Annotated in this window: 22 protein-coding genes; 15 read left to right on the top strand and 7 right to left on the bottom strand. The window is 67.9% G+C overall.

Going from position 1 to position 18,776, the window contains the following annotated elements; all coding sequences use genetic code 11:
* Window positions 1–6 precede the first annotated feature (6 nt).
* Together FDA38_RS34530 and FDA38_RS34525 are read left to right on the top strand one after the other, a co-directional pair.
* A complete protein-coding gene (locus tag FDA38_RS34530) occupies window positions 7–303 on the top strand; it encodes a putative quinol monooxygenase (protein WP_202877975.1) in 297 nt (98 codons plus the stop codon).
* Between the two features lie 4 nt (window positions 304–307).
* Window positions 308–973, top strand: coding sequence for a DNA-3-methyladenine glycosylase family protein (locus tag FDA38_RS34525; RefSeq protein ID WP_137258364.1), 666 nt, complete (start codon window positions 308–310; stop codon window positions 971–973).
* 26 nt (window positions 974–999) lie between these two features.
* Here FDA38_RS34525 and FDA38_RS34520 read toward each other — a convergent pair whose 3' ends face one another.
* Complete coding sequence (locus FDA38_RS34520) at window positions 1,000–1,926, bottom strand: helix-turn-helix transcriptional regulator (protein ID WP_137258363.1); 927 nt, start codon at window positions 1,924–1,926, stop codon at window positions 1,000–1,002.
* Between the two features lie 62 nt (window positions 1,927–1,988).
* Between FDA38_RS34520 and FDA38_RS34515 the strand changes: the two genes are divergently transcribed.
* From FDA38_RS34515 to FDA38_RS34500, 4 genes are read left to right on the top strand one after another with little or no spacing between them, the layout of a single operon-like run.
* Window positions 1,989–2,957, top strand: coding sequence for an ABC transporter ATP-binding protein (locus FDA38_RS34515; RefSeq protein WP_137258362.1), 969 nt, complete (start codon window positions 1,989–1,991; stop codon window positions 2,955–2,957).
* Window positions 2,954–3,703 carry an ABC-2 family transporter protein gene (locus tag FDA38_RS34510; protein ID WP_137258361.1) on the top strand — a complete coding sequence of 250 codons (750 nt, stop codon included), beginning with the start codon at window positions 2,954–2,956 and terminating at the stop codon, window positions 3,701–3,703. The genes FDA38_RS34515 and FDA38_RS34510 overlap by 4 nt, the downstream gene beginning before the upstream one ends.
* Window positions 3,700–4,479 (top strand): ABC-2 family transporter protein, encoded by a 780-nt coding sequence (locus FDA38_RS34505; protein WP_233715103.1) that lies wholly within the window; start codon window positions 3,700–3,702, stop codon window positions 4,477–4,479. Before FDA38_RS34510 ends, FDA38_RS34505 begins: the two co-directional genes overlap by 4 nt.
* A gap of 43 nt (window positions 4,480–4,522) precedes the next feature.
* Window positions 4,523–5,248 carry a class I SAM-dependent methyltransferase gene (locus FDA38_RS34500; RefSeq protein ID WP_137258360.1) on the top strand — a complete coding sequence of 242 codons (726 nt, stop codon included), beginning with the start codon at window positions 4,523–4,525 and terminating at the stop codon, window positions 5,246–5,248.
* Here the strand turns inward: FDA38_RS34500 and FDA38_RS34495 are convergent.
* From FDA38_RS34495 to FDA38_RS34485, 3 genes are read right to left on the bottom strand one after another with little or no spacing between them, the layout of a single operon-like run.
* Window positions 5,235–6,122: an aminoglycoside phosphotransferase family protein gene (locus FDA38_RS34495; protein WP_170989979.1), complete on the bottom strand. Its 888-nt coding sequence runs from the start codon at window positions 6,120–6,122 to the stop codon at window positions 5,235–5,237. The genes FDA38_RS34500 and FDA38_RS34495 overlap by 14 nt on opposite strands.
* Before the next feature lie 33 nt (window positions 6,123–6,155).
* Window positions 6,156–6,833: a hypothetical protein gene (locus FDA38_RS34490; RefSeq protein ID WP_137258358.1), complete on the bottom strand. Its 678-nt coding sequence runs from the start codon at window positions 6,831–6,833 to the stop codon at window positions 6,156–6,158.
* A 34-nt stretch (window positions 6,834–6,867) separates the two neighbouring features.
* Complete coding sequence (locus FDA38_RS34485; RefSeq protein ID WP_202877974.1) at window positions 6,868–7,518, bottom strand: LysE family translocator; 651 nt, start codon at window positions 7,516–7,518, stop codon at window positions 6,868–6,870.
* A gap of 159 nt (window positions 7,519–7,677) precedes the next feature.
* On the opposite strand from FDA38_RS34485, the gene FDA38_RS42455 reads away from it, so the two are divergent.
* The 8 genes from FDA38_RS42455 (at window position 7,678) to FDA38_RS34450 (ending at window position 14,179) form a co-directional block, all read left to right on the top strand.
* Window positions 7,678–7,854, top strand: a complete 177-nt coding sequence (locus tag FDA38_RS42455; protein WP_165546335.1) for a DUF5302 domain-containing protein — start codon at window positions 7,678–7,680, stop codon at window positions 7,852–7,854.
* A gap of 115 nt (window positions 7,855–7,969) precedes the next feature.
* Entirely contained in the window at window positions 7,970–8,671 is a 702-nt protein-coding gene (locus FDA38_RS34480) for a GntR family transcriptional regulator (protein WP_137258357.1), read from the top strand.
* Between the two features lie 96 nt (window positions 8,672–8,767).
* Window positions 8,768–9,853: a TIGR03364 family FAD-dependent oxidoreductase gene (locus tag FDA38_RS34475; protein ID WP_137258356.1), complete on the top strand. Its 1,086-nt coding sequence runs from the start codon at window positions 8,768–8,770 to the stop codon at window positions 9,851–9,853.
* Window positions 9,850–10,527: a phosphonatase-like hydrolase gene (locus FDA38_RS34470; protein ID WP_137258355.1), complete on the top strand. Its 678-nt coding sequence runs from the start codon at window positions 9,850–9,852 to the stop codon at window positions 10,525–10,527. Before FDA38_RS34475 ends, FDA38_RS34470 begins: the two co-directional genes overlap by 4 nt.
* On the top strand, window positions 10,524–11,549 hold the full coding sequence (locus tag FDA38_RS34465) for a 2-aminoethylphosphonate ABC transporter substrate-binding protein (protein ID WP_137258354.1): 1,026 nt from the start codon (window positions 10,524–10,526) through the stop codon (window positions 11,547–11,549). The genes FDA38_RS34470 and FDA38_RS34465 overlap by 4 nt, the downstream gene beginning before the upstream one ends.
* Window positions 11,546–12,589: an ABC transporter ATP-binding protein gene (locus FDA38_RS34460; RefSeq protein WP_137258353.1), complete on the top strand. Its 1,044-nt coding sequence runs from the start codon at window positions 11,546–11,548 to the stop codon at window positions 12,587–12,589. Before FDA38_RS34465 ends, FDA38_RS34460 begins: the two co-directional genes overlap by 4 nt.
* Window positions 12,589–13,404 (top strand): 2-aminoethylphosphonate ABC transporter permease subunit, encoded by an 816-nt coding sequence (locus tag FDA38_RS34455; protein WP_137258352.1) that lies wholly within the window; start codon window positions 12,589–12,591, stop codon window positions 13,402–13,404. The genes FDA38_RS34460 and FDA38_RS34455 overlap by 1 nt, the downstream gene beginning before the upstream one ends.
* Entirely contained in the window at window positions 13,388–14,179 is a 792-nt protein-coding gene (locus FDA38_RS34450; protein ID WP_137258351.1) for an ABC transporter permease, read from the top strand. The genes FDA38_RS34455 and FDA38_RS34450 overlap by 17 nt, the downstream gene beginning before the upstream one ends.
* Here the strand turns inward: FDA38_RS34450 and FDA38_RS34445 are convergent.
* The 3 genes from FDA38_RS34445 to FDA38_RS34435 are packed head-to-tail and all read right to left on the bottom strand — an operon-like array spanning window position 14,139 to window position 15,993.
* Window positions 14,139–14,588: an SRPBCC family protein gene (locus FDA38_RS34445; RefSeq protein WP_137258350.1), complete on the bottom strand. Its 450-nt coding sequence runs from the start codon at window positions 14,586–14,588 to the stop codon at window positions 14,139–14,141. The two genes, FDA38_RS34450 and FDA38_RS34445, sit on opposite strands and share 41 nt — an antisense overlap.
* On the bottom strand, window positions 14,578–14,895 hold the full coding sequence (locus FDA38_RS34440; protein WP_137258349.1) for an ArsR/SmtB family transcription factor: 318 nt from the start codon (window positions 14,893–14,895) through the stop codon (window positions 14,578–14,580). Before FDA38_RS34440 ends, FDA38_RS34445 begins: the two co-directional genes overlap by 11 nt.
* A gap of 33 nt (window positions 14,896–14,928) precedes the next feature.
* Window positions 14,929–15,993 (bottom strand): class I SAM-dependent methyltransferase, encoded by a 1,065-nt coding sequence (locus FDA38_RS34435; protein WP_137258348.1) that lies wholly within the window; start codon window positions 15,991–15,993, stop codon window positions 14,929–14,931.
* Between the two features lie 94 nt (window positions 15,994–16,087).
* On the opposite strand from FDA38_RS34435, the gene FDA38_RS34430 reads away from it, so the two are divergent.
* The gene (locus tag FDA38_RS34430) at window positions 16,088–18,772 is read left to right on the top strand and encodes a helix-turn-helix transcriptional regulator (RefSeq protein ID WP_137258347.1); all 2,685 of its coding nucleotides are present in this window, start codon (window positions 16,088–16,090) and stop codon (window positions 18,770–18,772) included.
* Window positions 18,773–18,776: the final 4 nt, after the last annotated feature.

Below are 18,776 nucleotides of genomic sequence, written 5' to 3'. Positions count from 1 at the left end.
CGAAGCGTGAGCCAACTGCAAGCCATTGCCCGCTACGACGTCCCTGCAGAGAATCACGATCGCGTGCTCGAGCTGCTGCGACAGCTCGCCGAGGCGAGCCGAGCGGAGCCGGGGAATCTCGCCTTCGACATCTTCGAAGACATCGACGACCCGACCCGGATCGTTCTGCTCGAACGCTATGTGTCGCGGGACGCGTTTGCTGCCCACCGCGAAACAGATCACTTCCGCGACCTGGTCCTCGGGCAGATCGTGCCGCTGCTGACCAGCCGCACAGTCGAGCAACTCGACGCCGAAGACCAGTGACCCGGTGGCGGCCTACCAGGCTTTGACCGAGTTGGAGCCGGCATTTCGCGTTCTCCTCGATCGGTATGGCGAGGTGGATCCGTTCGTCTGGCACGACGGAGGCCGCACCGGCACCAGCAACTTCGCCGCGATGGCGCTGCATATCACCGGCCAGCAGATCTCGACTCGCGTGGCGTTCACGGTCTTCGATCGGATCAGCACGCTCGTGGGCGGTACGCCGACCCCACAACGAATCGCGGCGGTCGAGTTCGACCGACTCCGGGCGACCGGTCTGTCGAACGCGAAGACTCGCTACATCCAGTCGCTTGCCCGTGCGCAGCTCGACGGCGCGATCGACCTCGAGAACATGGATGACCTGGACGATGCCGCCGCTGTCGAACAGCTGATCGCACAGCCGGGCATCGGACGGTGGTCGGCCGAGATGTTCCTCATCCACCAGCTCCACCGCGCCGACGTTCTCCCCGCTGGAGACGTCGGAATCCGCTGGGGGATCCAGCAGCTGTGGCAGCTCGACCAACCGCCCACCATCCCGGACACCGTCGACCGCGGCCGCGCATGGTCGCCGTACCGCAGCTACGCGGCGGCGCTGCTATGGCGCTCGCTGGCCCCCACAGACCAACTCGCCGACCCCAAAGAACGAGAACTCGCCCGGCAAGAAGCCGATAACTGAGCCGACATTTCTCGGGAGGGTTGAGGTTAGTGCGACTCTGCCATCTGCTGGGCTGCTTGGTGGATGAGGGTTACTAATTCTGGGGGGTCTAGGACTATGGCGGCGCCGGCTTGGGCTAGGACGGCGGCTCGGGCTTCGTGGGGGGATTCTAGGTCGGTGTGGATGATCCACCAGTTGTTGTCGGTGGGGAGCATCGGGGTGGTGGGGCGGAAGCGGTGTACGGCGTGGTCTCGGACTTTGAGGGTTATGGGGTAGGAGGGGCGGGAGGCCTGGAACTCTCGTTGGGATTGGGTCCAGTAGGTGGCCAGGTCGAAGGTGGCGGGTCTGGTGAAGGGGGTGGTGGTGAGGGTGGCTGAGGTGAGGCGGGAGAGGCGGTAGGTGCGGAGGCGGCCGTCGGTGCGGGCTGCTACGAGATACCAGGTACGTGCCTTGGCCACGAGACCTAAGGGATCGACTTCGAATGGTTCTGTGCCGTCTGCATAGGTGATCGCGAGCCGCATCTCCTCCCAGAGGGCTTCGCGGCAGAGGGACAGCCAGCGGGGGGTTTCGCGGCGGTCGTCCCAGCCGGCGTGGTCGATGAGGAGGCGTTGGCGGGCGTACTCGGCTTCGCGGCGGGTGCCCTCGGGGAGGGAGGCGATCAGCTTGGTGACGGCGAGGTCGCTGGAGGCGTCGAGGCCCAAGTCGGCGAGCACATGTGCGGTGGCGCCTACGAAGACCGACATCACCTCGGACGGGGTGAGCCCGGTGAGGCGGGTGCGGTAGTCGGGGAGGAGTGCCCAGCCGCCGCGGCGGCCGCGGATCGAGTAGATCGGGACGCCGGCCAGGCTGAGGACCTCGAGGTCCCGCTGGATCGTGCGCGGTGAGATGTCGAGCGCCTCCGCCAGTTGCGCGACTGTCGTCTGGCCGCGGGTCTGCAGGTACAGCAGGAGCCGGAGGAGCCGTTCTGCGCGCATATCTCGACTATCTCAGGAAAATAAGCCATGGATGGGCGTCTTTTCTTCCTACGGTCGCCCACATGACTGCCGTCCAGGTCGAGAACCTCTCGATGTCGTACAAGGCCCCGGTCCGCAAGGGCGGCCTCCGGGCCGCGCTCGGCTCGCTGGTCAAACGCGAGTACAAAACCGTCCAAGCCCTCGATCAGGTCTCGTTCACGATCGCGCCGGGCCAGGTGTCCGGCTTCATCGGACCGAACGGCGCCGGCAAGACCACGACGATGAAAATCCTCTCCGGGATCCTGCACCCGACCAGCGGCGAGGTCCGCGTCCTCGACATGATCCCGTGGCAACGCCGCTCAGCCTTCCTCAAGCGGATCGCGTTCCTCCGCGGCAGCCAACCGGTCGGCGGATCGCAGGAGCTGACGGTGATGGACTCGCTCGAGTACCAGCGCCTGCTGTACGACGTCCCGCGCGCCACCTTCCGCAGTACGCTCACCGACCTCGAAGCGCTCCTCGACCTCGAACCGCTGCTGGAACGCCAACTCCGTGCCCTCAGCCTCGGCGAACGGATGCGGGTCGGTCTCGCAATGGCGCTGATCTACCGCCCCGAGGTGCTGTTCCTCGACGAGCCGACAATCGGCCTCGACGTGAGCGCCGCGAGCCAGATCCGCGAGTTCGTCTCGGAGTACGTCGAACAGACCGGCGCGACCGTACTCCTGACCAGCCACTACATGGCCGACGTCGCGTCCCTCTGCCCGCGCCTGATCCTGATCGACCACGGCAAGGTCCAGTACGACGGCCCGCTCGCGGAGCTGTCCGCGCGACTGTCGCCGTACAAGCTGATCCGCGTCTCCACCCAAGGAGACCCGACCGCGTTCGGCGAGGTGATCGAGAAGGCCGACGGGCAATGGGTACTGCGGGTGCCGCGCGACGAGGTGGCGGCGACGACCGGACGGTTGCTGCAGGCAATGGAAGTCGTGGATCTCGCGGTGGAGGAGCCGCCGCTGGAGAAGGTTATCGACCAGGCGTACCGCGAGGGGCTGCGATGAGAACCGCAGTACTGCTGGGGTTCCGGCTCCGCCAAGAGGTGCTGGAATGGTCCGGCGCGTGGTGGTTCCTGCTGACGCTCGTCGTACAGGCGGTGGTTGCGCCGTTGATCGGGCTGTTCGTGTGGTCGGCCGTCTACCCGGACGATCCGACCATCGCGCGGTACTACGTCGCGGTCATCCTGGTGACGCTGATGACCGAGTCGTTCGAGCAGCACACGTTCTCCGAGCGGATCTACGACGGGACACTCAGCCACGAGCTGCTCCGCCCGCAGCCGGTCGTGATCGGCGTCATCGGGATGAACCTCGCCATCCGCGCGTGGCTGACGTTGCTCGGGGCACCGATCGTGCTGCTCACCGGGATCGCGCTGCGGGTCGGCTTCGACTGGTCGGCGGTGTTGCGCAGTACGCCGTACATCCTGCTGGCCGCGGTCCTCGTGTTCCTGTGGACGTTCCTGCTGGCGTTGACCGCGTTCTGGACGGACCGCGTGCACGCGGTTGTGGGGTTCGGTAGCCAGTTGGTGTTCCTGTTCGGCGGTACGGCGGCGCCGATCGGACTTCTGCCGGATACGTGGCGCCGGATCGCGGAGGTCCTGCCGTTCTACGGCATGAACGGTCTGCCGGCCGAGATCGCGTCCGGGGGCAGCGGCTCAATGGTTTATCAACTGATCTGGGTGGTAGTGCTGGTGGCTGTGGTCGCGGTCGTGTGGCGGATCGGCGTACGTCGGTACACGGCGGTGGGATCGTGAAGCTGCTCCGGCTGGTAGGTGTGGGTTTCTCGATGGCGTTGCGGCGGAGCGTCGCCTTCCGGATCAACCTGGTGTTCGACGTACTGCTCGCGTTCACAGGCCTTGGTACGGCGGTGGCCGCCGTGCTGATCGTGTTCACGCGCGCGGACACGCTGGCCGGGTGGTCGAAGGCGGAGTTCCTGGTGCTGATCGGGACGTATCAGCTGATCACCGGGCTGCGCGGGACATTCATCGATCCGAACCTGTCGTGGTTCCCGGAGACAGGCATCCGGAACGGGAAGCTCGATGCGTATTTGTTGCAGCCGGCATCGAGTCTGTTCCTGGCCAGCCTGTCGTTGTCGTCACCGCTCGCACTGATCCAGTTCGTACTGGGCGTCGGAGTGCTGGGCTGGGGGATCGCCGGTCAGTCGCTGAGTGTCGCCGGGGTGGTCAGTTGGTTGGTGCTCGTCGTTGCGGGGCTCGTCGTCACGTGGGCGCTGAGCGTGCTGCTCGCCTGCCTGGCGTTCTGGGCCCCGAAGCTTCAGTTGGACGTGTTCTTCCACTCCGCCTGGCAACTCGGCCGCTACCCGACCGATGTCTTCGCCCGCCCGATCCGCGTAGTCCTCACCTATGTGTTCCCGATGGCGCTGATCGCGTCGGTCCCAACAGCCGCGCTCCTCCGCGGGCCGCAGGTCGGCGTACTGGTCGGCGGCGTGCTTGCAGCCGGCGTCGCGGCTGCGTTGGCCGTGCTCGCGTGGAGCGCAGGGTTGCGGCGCTACACCGGAGCGACGTCGTGAAATGCGGTCGCCGGGCCGGATGAGGTGGGTTAGCGTCGCGGGCATGGTTGATGCCTTGTTCGGGGTGCCTCGGTTGGTGGCGGTTTATGACTTGCTGGATGCCGGGCGGGGGGATCTGGAGCATTACGTCGCGATGGTGGGGGAGTTCGGGGCGCGGCAGGTGCTGGATGTGGGGTGCGGGACGGGGGAGCTGGCTTGCTGGCTGGCTCGTATCGGGGTGGAGGTTGTCGGCGTGGATCCGGCGGAGGCCTCGTTGGAGGTTGCTCGGGGCAAGGAGTTTGCCGATCGGGTGCGGTGGATCCACGGGGACGCGACGACGTTGCCGCCGTTGCAGGTGGATCTTGCGGTGATGACGGGGAACGTGGCGCAGGTGTTCCTGACCGATGAGGACTGGGCGGCGACGCTGAGCGGCGTACATGCGGCCTTGAAGCCTGATGGGCGGTTCGTGTTCGAGACGCGGGATCCGGCGCGGAGGCAGTGGGAGGAGTGGACGCGGGAGCCCACGCATCAGGTGCAGCCGGTGCCGGGCGGTGGGACGGTGGAGGTTTGGAGCGAGCTGGTCGATGTCGAGCTGCCGTACGTGACGTTCCGGGGTACGTACGTGTTCTCGTCCGATGGCGCCGTGTTCACGTCGGATTCGACGTTGCGGTTCCGGGAGCGGGATGAGGTCGAGGCGTCGCTGGCGGCGGCCGGGTTTGCGGTTGACGAAGTACGTGAGGCTCCGGATCGGCCGGGCAAAGAGTGGGTGTTCGTGACTAGGCGGCTTTGAGCAGCGCGGTCAGGGTGTGGTGGGCGGTTCGGGACATGACCGGGTTGGTCTCGACGTAGTACCAGAGGCAGCCGATCGCCTGTGCGAACGACCAGCCCATCCCGCGGCGCCATTCGGCGTCGTCGCTGCCGAGGGCCTTGCGGAAGGCCTCGCGTGCCGTGGGGTCGAGCAGGTTCCACGCGGGCTGGAGATCCATCGCGGGGTCTGAAACGGTGAACGTGCCGACGTCGATGACGCCCGCGAGCCGGCCGTCCTTGACGAGCAGATTGCCGGGCATGAGGTCGCGATGCGTCCAGGCGTCGGGCTCGGTGCGTTCCGTCGTACGGAGGTCGGCCCACAGCCGGGCGAGTCCGTCGACGTCGATCATGCCGCGGCTGCGCTCCAGCCCGTCCGCGACGGACTCGTCCTGCGAGGTGAGTACGCCGCCGCGCCAGGTGCCGGTGAACACTCGCCCTTCGGTCGGCTCAGCGCGCAACGCCAGCACGAATCGCGCCAGGTCCTCGGCGAATGCGGTCGATCCGGCGACGTCCGCGTCGTACGCGATCGTGCCGTCGATCCAGCTGTAAACGCTCCAGGGCTGTGGATAGTCGAGGCCGGGCGCACCGATCGCGATCGGCTCCGGTGTCGGGTACGGCGAGATGCGCCGCAACCGTCGGGCTGCATCGGCCTCGTCCTCGAGCTCAGCCCGCACCGCTGCGGCATCACCGGGCAGGATCGGGAATCGCGCCACGAGCTCGTCGCCGATCCGGAACAGCGCGTTGACCGTTCCGTGCGACGGCACCGGGCGGACCGCGAGCCCGCCCCACTCCGGGAACTGCGAGCGGATCAGTCCCTCGACCAGCTCGACCGTCACGTCCAGTTGACCCGCATGCATCACCACGGGCAGCAGTATCCGGGAGCCATCCGGCTACTGCACATCAATTAACAAAGCCGGGGCGACGCGCGCCGACCCGATGCCGCGGTTGGGTTTGCCCAGCCGGAACCGAACCTTGCCCTTCAACACGGTCCCGGACTCGGCCTGCCCGTCGACCAGTTCCTCGCCGGGGAACAGCGTGAACGTCCAGCGCTCGTTGTGCTCACAGTCCGGCGGCGTCGCCCCGCACTGCAACACACGAGCACCCCACACCTGTCGAGTCATCCACTGCCGCGTGTCCTGTCCGAGTACGACGAAGTCGTCGGACGCGGTCACCTCGTTGTAGCTGCCGAGCGAAGGACCGTAGGAACCGATGACACTCACGACCAGCTGCCACGGCCGGGTCGCTGGCAGCGCGACCCCGGCGGGCAGACGCTCATCGACGACATCACCGCCCCGCAGTTCGGTGGGGAGCGCCCGGCGGGTGTCGAGGAAGTGCGGGTCGGGCACGAGCAGTACGCCGTACTCGACCTCGTCGGCGAAGCGGGCGCCGGCGAAGTGCTTTGCGAGCGCATGTGTCGCGTCCTCGGCCCGCTCCCAGGTCTCCGGCGAGAACTCCGCCAGCAGATACTCGCGAGTGATCGCGGGCAGACCACGTGAGCGGACGAGCGCGGCGATCGGCTCGCACGTACTCCAGCCGGACGTGGTCAGACGATCGATCTGCGTGGTCATCCCGGCAGACGCTAGATGCCCCTACCGACAGTTCTCAGTGGGAGGCGAGCGGACGGGCGCGGTCGGTGGCCAGGCGGACGGCGAAGACTGCGAGCGCGGTGCCCATGACGTACCGGTGGATGCGCATCCAGGTCGGGCGACGGGAGAGGAACACCGCGACCGAGCCGGCCGTGATCACGAAGACAGCGTTCATGACGACACCGACCGTTAGCTGCGTGAGGCCGAGGATCAGGCTCTGCAGACCGAGATGGCCGCGGGACGGGTCGAGGAACTGAGGGAGCAGCGAGATGTAGAGGATCGCGATCTTCGGGTTGAGCAGGCAGGTGAGCAGGCCCATGCCGAACAGTTTGCGTGGGCGGTCGGGCGCGAGCTCCTGCGTGGCGAAGACCGACGTACCGCCGGGGCGGAGTGCGTTCCAGGCGAGCCAGAGCAGGTACGCCGCGCCGGCGAGCTTCAGCGTCAGGTAGATCTCGGGGACGAGCGCGAACAGGGTCGCGAGGCCGGCGCTGGCCGCGAGCAGGTACACGAGGAAGCCGATACCGACGCCGGCCAGCGAGATCAGCCCGGCGCGACGGCCCTGGGCGATCGAGCGGGACACCAGGTAGATCATGTTCGGCCCCGGCACGATCACCAGACCGAGCTCGACCAGCGCGATCCCGAGCAGTGCCTCGTTGCTCACCAGCATTGTGTCTCCCTCCGACGGCGTACCAGGGAACTTAACAGCGCGGCCCGGATCGCAGCCGGGGTTCTCCACAGGTGAGATTGGTGGTATTCCAGTCGCGGTTCTCGTTCACCCTCGGTTAGCGTGGGGTGCGTACGCCTGACGGTTTGTGAAGGAGACGGTATGAGCGACAAGTCCAGCGAGCCGGCGGACGATCTGCAGAAGAAGTTCCGGGAAGCGCTCGAGAAGAAGAACGCCGGGAAGCACACGCATCCGGGATCCGGGGTGCGCGGGCAGGGCGTCGGCGACGCGCACAACGACAAGCAGAAGCGCCAGTTCAGGCGCAAGTCCGGCAGCTGAAGACCGCCACTGTCCATCCATCCGCATGAGCCCCGGGTTACCGCCCGGGGCTCGACCTTTCTCGGGCCTTTCGCGTCAGGGGGAGTGGAGCCTGGGCTCGACTAGAGTCGGTTGGGTGAGCGTTCCGCTGCATTTCGTGGTGAAGACCCGGCTGGTCGAGGTGGTCGAGGGTCTGGGCGAGGGTGCGGCGTTGCCGCCGGAGCGGGTGCTTGCGAAGGAGTTCGGGGTCTCCCGCTGGACGATGCGGCAGGCGATCCGCGAGCTGATCGCGGACGGGCGGCTGCGGGCGCGCCAGGGACAGGGCACGTTCGTCGCGACGCCGAAGCTGGTGCAGCCGCTCGCGCTGGTGAGCTACACCGAGGCGCTCCGCGCGCAGGGGCATACGCCGGGGCGTGAGGTTGTCGCTTTCGACGAGCTGGCCGCGGATGCAGAACTAGCTGAGAAGCTCGACATCGCCGAGGGTGAGCCGGTGCATCGGCTGGAGCGGGTGCTGTTCGCGGACGGGCAGCCGATCGGGCTCGAGACGACGTACCTCGCGGTTGCGCGTTTCCCGACGCTCAAAGAGGTACTAGACCCGACCGGCTCGCTGTACCGGTGCCTGACCGATCAGCTCGGGGTGCAGTTCGGCGAAGGCGAGGAGCTGGTCGAGACCGTCATCGCGACCCCTCGCGAAGCTGAGCTGCTGAAGGCCACTCAGTCGCTCCCGATGCTCCTCCTGCACCGCACCAGCCGAGACACCACTGGCCGCCCCATCGAAGCCGTCCGTTCCCTCTACCGAGGCGACCGGGTCGGATTCCGCGCCACCCTCCGCCCCTGATCCAGCTGTTCGCCGCGGGTTCATCCTGCGGTCGATCCGTTCGCACGTCCTCTTCATTGGTCCGGACCAATCTCTGATGGGACGAGAGGAGCGGGTGTGCGGGTGGTTGTGGTGGGTGGAGGTGTCCTGGGCACGTTCCACGCCTGGGAGGCGGTACGGCGGGGCCACGAGGTGGTCCAGGTCGAGCGGGAGCTGGAGGCCCGTGGAGCCAGCGTCCGGAATTTCGGTCTGGTGTGGGTCAGCGGGCGTGCTGACGGCGCTGAGGTCGAGCTGGCGCAGCGGGCGCGGGACCTGTGGGCGGAGCTGCCGGGGATCGGCGTACGGACGGTCGGTTCGCTGACGGTTTGCCGGAGCGACGCCGAGTTGGCGGTTGCCAAGGAGGCGGCGGCGCGGCCGGACGCGGCGGCGCGTGGGTTTCAGGTGCTCGACGCTGAGCAGACCCGGGACCGCAACCCGGCGTTGAAGGGCGACCTGCAAGGTGCGCTGTGGTGCGCGCGGGATGCGATCGTCGAGCCGCGTGAGGTGTTGCCGGCGCTGCGTACCGAGCTGACGAAATCGAACCGCTACCAGTTCCTCGGCGGACGGGAAGTGCGCAACGTGCAGGACGGCCGGATCGTCGACGACCACGGCGACACCCACTCGGGCGACCTCGTATTCCTCTGCACAGGCGCCTGGCACAGCGGGCTGATCCGCGAGCTCACCGACGACCTTCCGGTACGCCGGGTGCGCCTGCAGATGATGCAGACCGCGCCACTCGACGACACGCTCACCACCGCCGTCGCGGACGGGGACAGCTTCCGGTACTACCCGGCGTACAGGGCCGATGACCTGCCGGCGCGGACTCCCATCGCCGAGGAGCACAAGATGCAGCTGCTGATGGTGCAACGCAACCACGGCGGTCTGACGATTGGCGACACCCACGAGTACGACGAGCCGTTCTCGTTCGACGTACGGAGTGAGCCGTACGACTACCTGCGGGACACGGTCGAGAGCATTCTCGGACGCGAGCTGCCCGCGATCACCCAGCGATGGGCCGGCGTGTATTCGCAGGCGACCAGCGACGAGGTCGTCGTACGGCGGGAAGTTGCCGAGGGCGTGCATCTGGTGACCGGACCGGGTGGTCGCGGGATGACCATGTCGCCGGCGATCGCCGAGGCAACGTTTGAGGGGATCGGCGCATGATCCAGCTCGCAGTGCTCGACATGGCCGGTACGACGGTTGCCGACGACGGGCTCGTGGAGCAGGCGTTCACCGCGGCGATCGGTGCCCAGGGCATCGAGCCGGGCACACCGCAGTACGAGCGGATGATCGCGCATGTCCGCGCGACCATGGGCGAATCGAAGATCACCGTCTTCCGCGCGCTGCTCGAGCGCGAGGAAGCGGCGCAGGAGGCGAACCAGGCGTTCGAGGAGGCCTACAACCGCCTCATCGACGGGCTGAAGCCGATCGACGGCGCCGAGGACGCGATCCGGCAACTCAAGGACGCCGGCATCAAGGTCTGCCTGACCACCGGCTTCTCCGAGACCACCCAACACCGAATCCTGACCGCACTCGGCTGGCAGACGCTGGCCGATCTCACTCTCTGTCCGGCCCAGGCGGGCCGGGGCAGACCGTACCCGGACATGGTGCTCAAGGCGCTGCTCGAGCTGAAGGCCGACAGCGTGGCGAACGTGGCCGTGGCCGGCGATACCGCCTACGACATGGCGACGGGGATCCGGGCCGGTGCCGGGATCGTGGCCGGCGTCCTGACAGGTGCCCACGGCAAACAACAGCTGGATGCCGCGGGTGCGACGCATGTACTCGAGTCGGTCCGGGAACTGCCCGGCCTGCTCCTCGATCGAAGGCTGGAGAAGTGAAGGCACTCAAGACCCTGCTCGCCGCCACCCTGTTGCTCACGGCAACCGCTGCTTGCGGCGGGACCGGAGCCGCGTCCACCGGCGACGGCGCCAAGAAGACTGTCACCGTGTACACCGCCGACGGCCTGGCCGACTGGTACAAGACCCGGTTCGACGCGTTCACCCAGAAGACCGGGATCAAGGTCCAGACGGTCGAGGCCGGCTCCGGCGAGGTGGTGTCGCGGATGCAGAAGGAGAAGTCGAACCCGCAGGCCGATGTCGTCGTGACGCTGCCGCCGTTCATCCAGAAGGCATCCGCGGACGGTCTGCTGCAGAAGTACGACGTTCCGGGCGAGGATCACGTGAAGGGTGTCAAGGGCGACGACTACGTCACCGTCGTCGACAACTACCTGTGCTTCATCGCCAACCAGCAGGCCGGTACGCCGAAGACGTTCGACGACCTGCTCGACCCGAAGTTCAAGGGCAAGCTGCAGTATTCGACGCCGGGTCAGGCGGGTGACGGTACCGCCGTACTGCTCCTGCTCCATCACCTGCTCGGCAAGCCGGGTGCGCTCGACTACCTGAAGAAGCTCGAGGCGAACAACGTCGGCCCGTCGGCGTCGACCGGCAAGCTGCAGCCGAAGGTCAGCAAGGGCGAGCTGCTGGTCGCGAACGGCGACGTTCAGATGAATGCGGCGTCGATCGCCAACGACAAGTCGGCGTTCAGCATCTTCTTCCCGGCGGGTGCGGATGGGAAGAAGAGCACGTTGGCGCTGCCGTATGTGATGGGACTCGGGGCTGGGGCGCCGAACGCGGATGGTGGGAAGCAATTGATGGAGTACCTGCTGTCGACCGATGCGCAGGAGACCGTGTCGAAGGATGCGTTCGGGGTGCCGGCGCGGGATGACGTGAAGCCGACCGACGCGAACTTCCAGACGGTCGAGAAGGTGACTTCCGGGGTCGAGGTCTGGCAGCCCGACTGGTCTGCCGTGCTGAGCGACCTGGACGCTGATGTGGCGGCGTACACGAAGGCTGTGGGATGACGGTTCAGCTCGAGGACGTCACGGTGCACTTCGGCCGGACGTGCGCGCTGGAGGGATTCGACCTGAGCGTCGCGGCCGGTGAGACGGTCGCGTTGCTCGGGCCGTCCGGGTCGGGGAAGTCGACCGCGTTGAAGGCAGTGGCCGGGTTTGTGCGGCCGACGCGGGGGCGGATCCGGCTGGGTGGGAACGATGTGACCGATCTCCCGCCGGCGCGGCGGGGGATCGGGGTGGTGGTGCAGCAGTACGCGCTGTTCCCGCATCTGCGGGTGGCGGACAACGTGGCGTTCGGGTTGCGGGCGGCGCGTAAGCCGAGGGCGGAGGTGGCGCGGCGGGTCGGCGAGATGCTCGAGATGGTAGGGATGACGGCGTACGGGCGGCGCTTTCCGCGGGAGTTGTCCGGTGGGCAGCAGCAGCGGGTCGCGATTGCGCGGGCGTTGGCGATCCAGCCGTCGGTGCTGCTGCTGGACGAGCCGCTTGCGGCGCTTGACGCGCAGTTGCGTGCGGACATGCTCGGGGAACTGCAGAAGTTGCGGCGTGAGGTGCCGGACATTGCGATCGTTTACGTCACCCACGATCAGTCGGAGGCGCTGGCGCTGGCGGACCGGATCGCGGTGATGCGCGATGCTCGACTTGTCGACATCGCGCCGGCGGCTGAGTTGTACGCCGCACCGCCGTCGGCCTTCACCGCGTCGTTCCTGGGCGGGGCGAACCTACTGCCGGTGTCGGTGGACGACGGTGAGGTGAAGGTCGCAGGCACCGTCATCCCCGGACTGAAACCAGCAGAAGGCAAGAACCTCCTGTGCATCCGCCCCCACGCAATCCGCCTGGAGGCACCCGGCGCGGCGGGGTTGGCGGGGCGGGTGGTGGGGGCTCAGTGGCGGGGAGCCGTCAATCAGGTGACGTGTGTTGTTGATGGGTTGGCGGATGTGGTGGTGCGGGTGGATGTGCCGGCGGATCGGCGGGTGCCGGAGTTGGGGGCTGGTGTGGTGATGGTTTTGCCGGGTGGGGCTTGCAGTTTGGTGCCGGTGGGGGTGGGGTGATGGCTGTTGAGGCGTTGGGGGCGACGGTTGTTGTTGGGCGGCAGAGGCGGCGGGATGGCAAGTGGTTGTGGGTTTTGCCGCCGTTGGTGTTGATTGCGGTGCTTGTTGTCTATCCGTTGGTGCTGGTGGCGATCGAGTCGATTCCAGCCTGGGGTGACGTGGTTGGCTCGGCGGAGTTCCGGGACGCGTTGGTGCGGACCGTCCAGATCGCCGTGAGTTCGACGATCGGCTGTCTGATCGTCGGAACGTTCCTCGCGGTCGTCATCAGCTTCGTGCCGTTCCCGGGCGCGCGGGTGGTCGCTGGCCTCGTGGACACGATGCTTGCGTTGCCGTCGTTCCTGGTCGCGTTGTCGTTCACGTTCATCTACGGCACGACCGGCATCCTCCGCGCCGGCGGCTTCCTCACCTCGCCCTGGGCCGTCGTACTGGCCGAAGTCACCTTCTACACCCCGTTCGTCATGCGTCCGTTGCTAGCAGCAATGAGTCGGCTGCCGCGGGCGCAGCTCGACGTCGCAGCCAGCCTCGGCGCAGGCCCCTGGCGGGTACTGCGACAGGTCGTCCTGCCCGAAGTACGCCCGGCACTCGTCGCGGGCGGCAGCCTCACGCTCCTGCTGACGCTGAACGAGTTCGGCATCGTCCTGTTCCTCGGCGCGAAGGGCACGACCACGCTCCCGATGCTCGTCCACACCAAGGGCATCGTCTTGTTCGACTACCCAGGCGCCTGCGTGATCGCAGTCGTCCAGATCGCGCTGTCACTCGGCCTGTACGCCGTACTGCGGATGGCACTCGGAGGTCGTCGTGCTCGTCTGGACTAGAACCGGGAAGGCGATCGTCTGGACCGCCTTCGCCGTGGTGTTCGGGCTGCTTGTGATGCTGCCGTTCCTGGTGGTGATCGCGGCCGCGTTCGCCGGCTCGTGGAACGGCGTACTGCCGTCAGACCCGACCGGCGATCATCTGCGACAGGCGTTGTCGGGTGACGAGCTGGCCTCGTTGTCGGTGAGCTTGCAGACCGCGTTCCTGGGCGGATTGCTGGCCGTCATCTTCGGGACCTGGGGAGCGATGGCGGCCCACGACACCAGGTTTGCGAGAGTCGCGGACGCCATGCACCACCTGCCGATCGCCGTGCCGTCGGTGGTGGTCGGCCTCGGACTGCTGGTCGCGTTCTCCCGCCAACCGGTGCTGCTCAACGGCACCAAGTGGATCGTGGTGATCGCACACCTAGTCCTGATGGTTGCCTTCAGCTACGGAACGGTTGCCGCGGCGCTGCAACGAGTCGATCCGTCGTACGCCGAGGTCGCCGCCTCGCTCGGTGCCTCGCCCGCCCGGGTGCTGTGGCGGGTGCGGCTGCCCATGCTGCTCCCCGCGATCTCCTCGGCGGCCGGCTTGTCCGTCGCGTTGTCGATGGGTGAGGTCGGCGCCACGATCATGGTGTACCCGGCGTCGTGGCGGACGCTCCCGGTGAGCATCTTCGCGCTGACCGACCGCGGTCAGGCGTTCGTCGCCGCGGCCGAGGCCGTCGTGTTGCTTGCGACAACCGTCGTACTCGTCGTCATCCTCGATCGACTGCGGGGTCGGGCTGTGGAGCGGTAACCGACTCGAGCAGGTCGGCCAGCCGGGTCAGCTCGGGATCCCAACCCAGTTGGTGGTTGGCGGCGTCCTCGGCGTTGGCGAAGCCGGTGTGGCTGAGCACCATCCGGGTGCCGTCGGCAACTTCCGTCAGCTCGACCTCGACCCGGGTCGGCTCGTCCTCGGTACCTTCCCATTTCCAGCTGAACACCAGCCGGCTCGGCGGCTGCACCTCGAGGTAGCTGCCCCGCACGACGTGCGGCCCCATCTCGACGACGTACTCGCCGCCGACCCGGACGTCGGCCTGCACCTTCAGGTCGAGCTTCGGGTTCGGGCAGTACCACCGGGCCAGCAGCTCGGCCCGCGTCCAGGCGTCGTACACCCGTCCGATCGTTGCCGGAAGCACCCTTTCGATCCGGATCTCAGCGTCCATCGTCGTCCCCTCGCAAGAGTTCTTCCAGCCGGTCCACGGTGCTGTTCCAGTACGTCGTGAGGTCGCCGAGCCACTGCTCCACCTCGGAGAGCGCCTCCGGCCGGAGCGTGCACACCACCGTCCGCCCGACCCGCCGCCGACGCACCAGACCCGCGTCCACCAGCACGCCGACGTGCTTGGTGATCGCGGGTGGGGTGATCCGGTGCGGCTCGGCGAGCTCGCCCATCGTCGCGTCGCCCCGACTCAGCCGGCTCACGATCGCCAGCCGGGTCGGGTCCGCGAGCGCTCCGAACGTCCTCGTCAGCACCTGCAACACTTCACCAGGTGGTGAAGTAATCTGTCAAGGGCGCACCTCGTACACCAGGTTGAACGGCGTCTGCGCGACCGTCCGGAACCGGCCGAACCCGGCCGCCTTCGTCACGTCCTGGATCCGGGCCGGTCCGGCCTGCGTACCGAGCGCGAGTCCGACCGGCTGGGACAGCGACGCCGGCGTGCAGAGCAGCGTGGAGAAGCCGTAGTACGCCCGCCCGACCGGGTTGAGGTTGTCCTCGACGTGGTCGCCGGCCATCGGCTCGACCAGCATCCAGGTGCCGTCGGGCGCGAGCGCCTCGCGTACGTGCCGGGCCGCGCCGACCGGATCGCCCATGTCGTGCAGCGCGTCGAACGTCGTCACCAGGTCGAACCCGGATCCGCTGAAGCTGTCGGCCGGCGAGACCTCGAACGACACCCGATCGCCGACTCCCGCCTCCGCCGCACGCAGCCGGGCCGTCTCGATCGACGCCTGGTGGTAGTCCGAGCCGATGAACGTCGACCGCGGGAACGCCTCCGCCATCAGGATGGTCGACGAGCCGTGCCCGCAGCCGATGTCGGCGACTGTGGCGCCGCGCTGCAGCTTCTCCACCACGCCGTCGAGCGCAGGGAGCCAGTTCGGCAGCAGGTTCGCGTTGTACGACGGCCGGAAGAACCGCTCGCACCCGACATGCACGTCCGACGTGTGCTCGTGCCAGCCGACTCCGGCACCACTGCGCGCCGCCTCGATGGTCTCCGTCGTGTGCTGCAGCGTGCCGAGCGCGATCTGGAAGAAGCCGGGCAGGTACGCCGGGCTGCTCGGATCGGTCATCGCCACGGCGTGCTCTGGTGGCAACGTGTAGCGACCGGTGCTCGCGTCGTACTCGACGATCCCGCCTGCGGCTTGGGCGTTCAGCCACTCGCGCGTGTAGTGCTCGTCGGTGCTGGTCCGCTCGGCAAGCTCGGACGGTGTGGCCGGCCCCTGATCGGCGAGTGCCTGGTAGTAGCCGAGCCGATCGCCCATCACGACCAGCCCCGCGTTCAGCGTCGCCCCCACCTCGTCCACAGCCTTGAACACGAAGCCCATCAGCTTGTCGGCGTCGATTGCAACAGTCATTTGCTTTGCCCCCTAATGGTTTGCGTACGCCGAAACCTAGGCAGCGTGGACGGACCATCGCATCAGGTGGGCCCCCTGGTGCACACTGCGAGACATGCTCATCGGGCGGGACGCGGAGCGCCGGGTGGTCGAGCAGCTGGTCGCGGGGGCGCGGGTCGGAGCGGCTGGGGTGCTGCTCGTCACCGGTGAGCCGGGCATCGGCAAGACCAGCCTGCTCGACGAAGCTGCCGTACTGGCCGGTGGACTGCGGATCCTGCGAGCCCGTGGCGCCGAAGCCGAACGCGAGGTCCCGTTCGCGGCACTCCTCCAGCTTCTAAGACCAGCCTTGTCCAGCCTCGACCGCATCCCCGGCCCACAGCAGTCCGCGCTCGCATCGGCCCTGGCCCTGAGACCCGCGACCCCAGCGGACCGCTTCGCAGTCGGCGCCGCCACCCTCAGCCTGATCTGCAGGTACGCCGAAGAAGCCCCACTCGCACTCATCATCGACGACGCCCACCTGCTCGACCGTCCGTCCGCAGAAGCGCTGTTGTTCGCCGCACGACGCCTGGTGGCCGATCCGATCGTCATGCTGATCGCAGCCCGCGCCCACGAGCCGCATCCACTAGAGGCTGACCTCCCACGGCTGCAGCTGGATGGCATCACGCTCGAGGCCGCACAGCAGCTCGTGCAACACCTACCAGGCGATCTGGTCGAGCAGCTCTACCAAACCGTGGCAGGCAACCCGCTGGCCCTGCTCGAGCTCGCAGACGACCCGGACCGATTGCACCGTACGCCGCCCGGCGTTCCGCTCCCGGTGCCGACGATGCTCGCAGAAGCCTTTGTCAGCAGGGCAAACCGACTCACTCCGGCCGCGCGCACCGCACTGCTGGTGTCGGCGATCGACGACTGTGAACTCGGAGCCGTGGCACGCGCCTGCGCAGAGCTGGGCGTTGACGTTGCAGTGCTCGAAGAAGCAGAGGCTGCCGGGCTGGTCGCGATCCGCGACGGTGAGGTCGTCTGGAGGCACCCACTGGTTCGCTCCGCGATCTATACGAGTGCAGACCCGGCAGAACGACGTACTGCGCATCGCGCGGTGGCTCGCACTACGCCCGACGAGGATCGGCGGGCCTGGCACCTGTCCGAGGCTGTCCTCGGCGCTGATGACGAGGTCGCGGCCGGACTGGTCGTCGCGGCCGAGCACGCCGCTGCTCGCGGGGCGCATGCGGTCGCGGCGACGGCGTACGAGCGTGCTGGGCGACTGAGTCAGGGGCAGCAGGACCGCGCGCTGAGGTTGGTGGACGCTGGGGAGGCGGCGTGGTCGGCTGGACTCGCAGAGCGCGCGGAGGCGTTGCTTGCCGACGCGCTGATGCTCCAGCCGCCGCTGTCGGTGAAGCTCCGGGCGCAGGAGATTCGTGGGGACATCGAGGTGAAGTGTGGCTCGCCACGCCGGGCTCTCGACATCTTCGTCGCAGCGGCCGCGGAGTGCACCGACCCGGAAGTCGCCACCGGACTGCTCGCTGACGCCGTCGGAGCGTGCTTCCGGCTGTGTGATGCCGCGGCCGGCCTGGAGGTCGCACACGAGCTGGATCGCCTCCGTCCAGCGCTCGAGCGGCCTGGTCCACGGATCATGGGCATGCTGGCGAGCGGTGTGGCGAAGGTACTCGCCGGGGACGGTGGGATGGATCAGATCCGTGCGGCGATCAGCCTGGAGCCGTCGGACGAGTTGGACCGGGACCGTCGCCGCCAGGTCTGGATGGTGCTGGCTGCGCTGTTCCTGCGGGAGACCGGCACCGGGCGGGAGATGCTGCAGCAGGCGATGCTCGAACGGCGGGAGCAGGTCGCTCTCGGGACATTGCCTGGCCTCCTGTTCGTGCTGGCCCGCGACGATGCGACGACCGATCGCTGGGCCGACGCGGAGACGTCGTACGACGAGGGGATCCGGCTATCGCGTGAAACCGGTCAGACGACCGAGCTGGCGATGAACCTGGCCGGCATGGCGTGGCTGTGGTCGCACGAGGGCAGAGCGGAGTGTCAGGAGCTCGCTGCGGAGTGCCTGCGGATCTGTGCCGAGCAGGAGATCCATCTCGGGACGCTGTGGTCCTTGTTCGCGCTGGGCGACCTGGAGCTGGGGCGTGGCGATCCGGCGGCGGCTCTGCCGCAGTACGAGCGGCTGGTCGACGTACTGGCCGAGTATGGGTTGAAGGATCCGGACCTGTCGCCGGCGCCGGAGCTGGTCGAGGTCTACCTGCGGTTGGGGCGTGTCGACGATGCGAAGCGGGTCGCTGACGAACACTCCGCTCTGGCTGAGGCGAAGGGGCAGCCGTGGTCGTTGGCGCGGGCGGCACGGGCGCGTGGTGTGGCTGGTGACAGCGAGGAGGACTTCCTGCTGGCGCTCAGTCGCCACGAGGTGACGCTGGACGCGTTCGAGCTGGCCAGGACGCGTCTGGCGTACGGCGCGTGGCTGCGGCGGGTACGGCGGCGTGTCGACGCGCGCACGCAGCTCCGACTCGCTGTGGAGGGTTTTGACGCGCTCGGCGCACTCGGCTGGGCAGACCAGGCCGCAGCGGAGCTCAAGGCGACAGGTGAGACCGCACGGCGTCGAGTGCCGAGCACAGCGGACGAATTGACTCCACAGGAGCGGCAGATCGCCGTACTGCTCGCAGACGGTCACAGCATCCGCGAGGCCGCCGCCCGGCTCTTCCTGAGCCCGAAGACCGTCGAGTACCACCTGCGCAAGGTCTACACGAAGCTGGGCATCCACTCCCGTACGGAGCTCGCTGAGCACCTGGGTCGAACGTAGGCTG

It is taken from the genome of Kribbella jiaozuonensis, from assembly GCF_005233875.1.
Lineage (GTDB): Bacteria > Actinomycetota > Actinomycetes > Propionibacteriales > Kribbellaceae > Kribbella > Kribbella jiaozuonensis.
This window is presented reverse-complemented; position numbering and strand designations above follow the sequence as displayed.

Bases quoted from the DNA above. Each gene is read 5' to 3' on its own strand.
- FDA38_RS34520 (WP_137258363.1), bottom strand. From the start codon at position 1,926: ATGCGCGCAGAACGGCTCCTCCGGCTCCTGCTGTACCTGCAGACCCGC.
- FDA38_RS34515 (WP_137258362.1), top strand. From the start codon at position 1,989: ATGACTGCCGTCCAGGTCGAGAACCTCTCGATGTCGTACAAGGCCCCG.
- FDA38_RS34510 (WP_137258361.1), top strand. From the start codon at position 2,954: ATGAGAACCGCAGTACTGCTGGGGTTCCGGCTCCGCCAAGAGGTGCTG.
- FDA38_RS34500 (WP_137258360.1), top strand. From the start codon at position 4,523: ATGGTTGATGCCTTGTTCGGGGTGCCTCGGTTGGTGGCGGTTTATGAC.
- FDA38_RS34495 (WP_170989979.1), bottom strand. From the start codon at position 6,122: ATGCATGCGGGTCAACTGGACGTGACGGTCGAGCTGGTCGAGGGACTG.
- FDA38_RS34490 (WP_137258358.1), bottom strand. From the start codon at position 6,833: ATGACCACGCAGATCGATCGTCTGACCACGTCCGGCTGGAGTACGTGC.
- FDA38_RS34485 (WP_202877974.1), bottom strand. From the start codon at position 7,518: ATGCTGGTGAGCAACGAGGCACTGCTCGGGATCGCGCTGGTCGAGCTC.
- FDA38_RS42455 (WP_165546335.1), top strand. From the start codon at position 7,678: ATGAGCGACAAGTCCAGCGAGCCGGCGGACGATCTGCAGAAGAAGTTC.
- FDA38_RS34470 (WP_137258355.1), top strand. From the start codon at position 9,850: ATGATCCAGCTCGCAGTGCTCGACATGGCCGGTACGACGGTTGCCGAC.
- FDA38_RS34460 (WP_137258353.1), top strand. From the start codon at position 11,546: ATGACGGTTCAGCTCGAGGACGTCACGGTGCACTTCGGCCGGACGTGC.
- FDA38_RS34455 (WP_137258352.1), top strand. From the start codon at position 12,589: ATGGCTGTTGAGGCGTTGGGGGCGACGGTTGTTGTTGGGCGGCAGAGG.
- FDA38_RS34445 (WP_137258350.1), bottom strand. From the start codon at position 14,588: ATGGACGCTGAGATCCGGATCGAAAGGGTGCTTCCGGCAACGATCGGA.
- FDA38_RS34435 (WP_137258348.1), bottom strand. From the start codon at position 15,993: ATGACTGTTGCAATCGACGCCGACAAGCTGATGGGCTTCGTGTTCAAG.
- FDA38_RS34430 (WP_137258347.1), top strand. From the start codon at position 16,088: ATGCTCATCGGGCGGGACGCGGAGCGCCGGGTGGTCGAGCAGCTGGTC.